General features: G+C 63.0%; 4 protein-coding genes. 1 reads left to right on the forward strand and 3 read right to left on the reverse strand.

What is annotated here, in order from left to right; genetic code table 11:
- Window positions 1-241 precede the first annotated feature (241 nt).
- Together AC08OP_RS21450 and AC08OP_RS21455 are read right to left on the reverse strand one after the other, a co-directional pair.
- Window positions 242-1,135 (reverse strand): PDDEXK family nuclease, encoded by an 894-nt coding sequence (locus AC08OP_RS21450; protein ID WP_476615828.1) that lies wholly within the window; start codon window positions 1,133-1,135, stop codon window positions 242-244.
- A 278-nt stretch (window positions 1,136-1,413) separates the two neighbouring features.
- Entirely contained in the window at window positions 1,414-2,745 is a 1,332-nt protein-coding gene (locus AC08OP_RS21455; RefSeq protein ID WP_476615829.1) for a DNA cytosine methyltransferase, read from the reverse strand.
- Between the two features lie 76 nt (window positions 2,746-2,821).
- Between AC08OP_RS21455 and AC08OP_RS21460 the strand changes: the two genes are divergently transcribed.
- Complete coding sequence (locus tag AC08OP_RS21460; RefSeq protein ID WP_476615830.1) at window positions 2,822-3,316, forward strand: very short patch repair endonuclease; 495 nt, start codon at window positions 2,822-2,824, stop codon at window positions 3,314-3,316.
- A 37-nt stretch (window positions 3,317-3,353) separates the two neighbouring features.
- Here the strand turns inward: AC08OP_RS21460 and AC08OP_RS21465 are convergent.
- On the reverse strand, window positions 3,354-4,351 hold a 998-nt coding region (locus tag AC08OP_RS21465), incomplete at its 5' end, for a tyrosine-type recombinase/integrase (RefSeq protein ID WP_476615831.1).

Genomic DNA, 4,351 nt, shown 5'->3' on the forward strand with positions numbered 1-4,351 from the left:
TCTTCTCAGCGACGCGTGACCTGGCCGTGTCCGCCCGCCGACCCCCGCGCCCGCCCGATCAGGGCATACCGGGACCCCACCAGCCAACTCCGGGCGGACCGGGACCTCAGCTGACAGAACCGGCCAGGGCACCGCCCAGCAGGCCAGAACAACGAACACCTGGATCGATCACGCGATCAGCGCCACCCAGGACGCACGGCCACGATCACACCAAAGCGCGAACGTGCCGGAGCCCTGGACGTCAGGAATCGCTGCCAGCAGACGTCGGCGAGACAGGGGTCACCGAAGAAGGCTGAACGGCAAGGAGGCTGGGCAGATACTTGCGTAGTCTGCTACCCAGGGAAACAAGAACCGCGTCGTTGCCAACCGAGTTCTCGATAGCTCTGGCAGGGGCAACGTCGAGTGCCGCGCGACTGAGTGTCGATGCGTCCGTCCCGATCACAAGTTTGATCTCGATCGGTGCGGGTGCCCCGTTGTCTGCCGGTTCCTCCGCGATGTCAAATACGTAGATCCAGTCCGCTGGTGCGGTATTCTGGTCGTCGAGGAGGCGCCAGGTCCCATCAGCCTGTTGGTGCAGGTCCGGCTTACCAAGGAATGGCTGCCAGGAGTCCCACACGGGTTGTGGGATGGCAAGGACACAACCCACGGATGTTTCCCTTTTCGTTACCTGAAACTTGAAGGAAACCTGGTAGAAAGTCCGCTTGAAAACATTCGAGATATTGGGACCTTCGACTTTTCTGCCCGCCCACTCCTGATTTGCAGCCACCTGGGCGGGGAAGTCAGACGGGTGAAGATCGAGTGCGCCACGCAGCGCGGAGACCGCATGCTTGTAACTGCCATGAGTGTCGGTGGTCTGCAGCTCAATCACGCCGTAACGTCCGAGACAGACCCGGGCGCCGTCGTCCGACAGCAAAAGTTCAACCAGCGTGATATCAAATGATAGCTCAGGCGAGGCAGTGGTCCGCGAAAGACCGATTTCACCTCCGAGCTTCTCCTGAAAGTAACAGAAAACCCGGGTCCCGCTGCCGTCCCCGAGGAGTTTTCTGACGCCTTCTTCGGATAGCGTCAGGACCGGTTGGATAGCTACCGGCCTCCCGTCTTCCACGGAGAACAAACGCCTAGTCATGGTTTCCACTAGCGTGTCATCCAAAGCCCTGTAGGGGCACACTAGCCAGTCTTGGCGGTGGCCGTTACTTTCGGCACTAATCGAACAGACGCCCTGACTATTCGCTAACTTGACACAGTTCTGGTTGCTTCCGAGGACGTCAGATAGAAACGGGCAACGGCGCTGCCGCTGGTCCCGGATCGCTTCCTCGTGTGCCGCCACAATTGGGAATACCCTGTGGCCGTGCCACTCGGCCAAATGGGGTCGCCGACTTGGTGCTGACGTTAGCGGAAGAAAGCCCTCGGCCATCATGCGGCGCTGTCGGTTAGCGTAGGAAGCAGGTCTCCATGCGGACCAAGGAAGGAAACCGGACGACGTCGGAAAGGGCTGTCAAGCCGATGTGTTGGTTTACCGGCAAGGCAACGACCGACCTCCTCGGCAATACTCCTAGCCAACTGCACCGGCACTGCGTTCCCGACCTGGTCATACTGGCTTGACCGACTGCCGAGGAATACGAAACTATCCGGAAAGCCCTGAATTCTTGCCGCCTCTCGGATGGTAATCGTTCGATTCTGCTCCGGGTGGGTGTACTCGCCAGTTTTTGGATCACGGAAGCGAGTAACGATCGTACGCGGCACGCCATCCCAGGACATTCGACGATACCGGCGAGTATGGTCCTTACGGAGTGCTCGCTGCATTCCTGCCGGAAGTAGCTCGAATGGGAGGTCACGCCAGTCCTCACCCGGCTTTAGATGTGCGATTCGGGCTAGATTAGACTCAGACAACTTGGCCGCGTAGTGATTCCACAGCTCATCAGTCAGGTCGCCGCGCATTTCTCGCTGATAGGCGGTCGTTGGCGGCCCGATGTACTGGTCGTTCTGTTCTCCTGCTTCAACCTTCGGTAGATCGGCGATGGCGTCCCGGGTAGTCAGGAAACGAGAGGACTGCGCCGCAGTGATAGTGCAGTTCGGGAGAAGGTCGCCGATGTTCCCGCCGTGGGTCGGGGCCGGGAAGCCGTGACCAGCAGGTATGCCGAGGTCTTTACGCCAGGCGATGATGACCAATCTCCAGCGCATCTGAGGGGCCCCATATTGGGCTGCCAGCATCTCGGCGCACCCGGACGCGTATCCGATGTCGGACAACCCTTGCAGAATCGAGCGTAGATAGGCTCCACCGGCCAGCGTCACCAGCCCTGGAACATTCTCGATCACGACGCACTTCGGCTGCAGATCTTTCGCGGTCCGCAGAACCTCCAGGAAGAGGTTGTTGCGCTCATCCCATATGACCCGTGATCCCATGATTGAAAAACCTTGACAGGGCGGGCCCGCGAACAGGAGTGAAAGCTCTCCCTGCGCGACATCGGCCGCATATGCGATCTTTTCGCTGTCAACGTTACGCAAGTCTCCGACTAGCACAGAGGCCGGCAAGTTGGCCTGGTGAGTCGAGGCATAGTCAGGGTCGATCTCGGCTGCAAGCCGTAGATCGGCCCCCGCGGCCACTAGGCCGGCCGACGCACCGCCAGCGCCCGCGAAAAGATCGACAGCGCTGAACGATCCGGCAGTGCCGGCACGCTGCCCGGCCCCAGCCAGCGTGCTTGGCAGTGCATCCCTGGGCAGGGCTGCACTCTCGGTGCTCTCCATCGCGGCCTCCTCTGAGGAGGAACGTAGCGGATGGGGCCGACAGGACAGCCCAGAAGGCTGGTGGAAGGATTGCGGCGTGCCCGAAAGGTGGGTCTCGACGTCGGCAGCCGCTGGCCTCCGGGGCCGACGTAACAGCGACACCGAACCGGAGATGCTGCTGCGCCGCGCCCTGCACGCCGCTGGTGCCAGGTTCCGGCTGAGACGTAGCCTCGCCGTGGGCTGCAACCCCGATCTTGTTCTCCCTGGCCGGAGGGTCGCCGTGTGGGTGGACGGTGACTTCTGGCATGGCTGTCCGATACATGGCCGGACGACGTTCAGCGGTCCGAACGCACCGCTCTGGGCGGCGAAGCTGCAGCGCAACCGGGAGCGCGATGCCCGTGCGTCGGAACGTGCTCGCCAGGCAGGATGGACGGTCGTGCGGCTGTGGGAGTGCGAGATCCGAGCCAGCCCGGCCGACGCGGCGCGTCGAGTCCTTGCCACTGTCAGCGGCAAGGACGGCCACGCTGTCGCCACTTCCGGCGCCATGGCTGCGAGAGATCAGACATGCGGCGGCGGCCCGGAGGAGTCGTAACTCTTCCGGGCCGCCGCCATCAGGGGACTCGGTCGCCCTACTCGCCGTTCATGATCCGATCATAGGTGCGGCGAGCGCGGACGTTGCGGGCGCTGGCGCCGTAGCGGCGGAGCATCTGCGGGGACGTCCAGCCGTTCAGCTCCATCAGGTCGCCCTCGTTGCCGCCCTTGTCGAGCCACGAGTGGGAGAAGTGGTGCCGGAACTTGTGCGGGTGGACCACGACGCCTGCTTCGTCGCCGCGACGGGAGATCATCTGGTAGATGCCGTTCGCGGTCATCGGCTGGCGGTTGTTGATCCCGAGCCACAGCTTCGGGCTGTGCGCGTAGGCGTGTTTCCCGCGCAGCCTCAGGTACCGGTCGATGGCCCGTGCGGCGTTGTAGCCGAACTTGACCATCCGTTCCTCGCGGCCCTTGCCCGTGACGCGCAGTTCGCGGCGCTCCAGGTCGATGTCACCGCGCTCGGGGTGCTCCGGGTCGTAGCAGATGCCGGCCATCTCCGAGAGCCGGATCCCGGTCGCCTTGAACAGCTCGATGATCGACTGGTCCCGGCGGTCGACGAACGTCTTGCCCCGGCAGGTCTTCGACAGGAGGTTCAGCTCCTCCTCGGTGAACACCGGGACGACCTTCTCTGCGACCTTGGGCGGCTTGAGCCGGCCCATCGGGTTGTCGACCTCTTCTTCGTCCGCGTGCCACTTGAAGAACTGCTGCAGGGCCCGGTACTGGTTGTTGGGGTAGCTGTCCGAGTACTGATCAAGAAGGTAGACCAGCCACGCGCGGACGTCGTCCGCGGTCACGTCCTCCCAGTCGGTGTGGGAGGTGCGCGCGAGCAGGTGCGCCGCGGCGAACCACTGCGCCGCCTCGACGTACGTGCGGATGGTCTTGGGGGACTTGCCTTCGGCGCTCAGGTGGAGCCGGAAGGAGTTGATCACGGGCTGGAACGGGTCGGCGATCAAGGTCTTGGGCTGCCGGGGCCGGGAAGCCGTCATCGAAAGTTTTCCTCTGTTCCAGCGGTGTGCGACCGATGATGGATCCGCAC

Source organism: Frankia sp. CeRuru1, assembly GCF_977966315.1.

What these genes read in the sequence shown, in the direction of transcription:
- AC08OP_RS21455 (WP_476615829.1), bottom strand. Translation starts at nt 2,745, where the DNA reads ATGGAGAGCACCGAGAGTGCAGCCCTGCCCAGGGATGCACTGCCAAGC.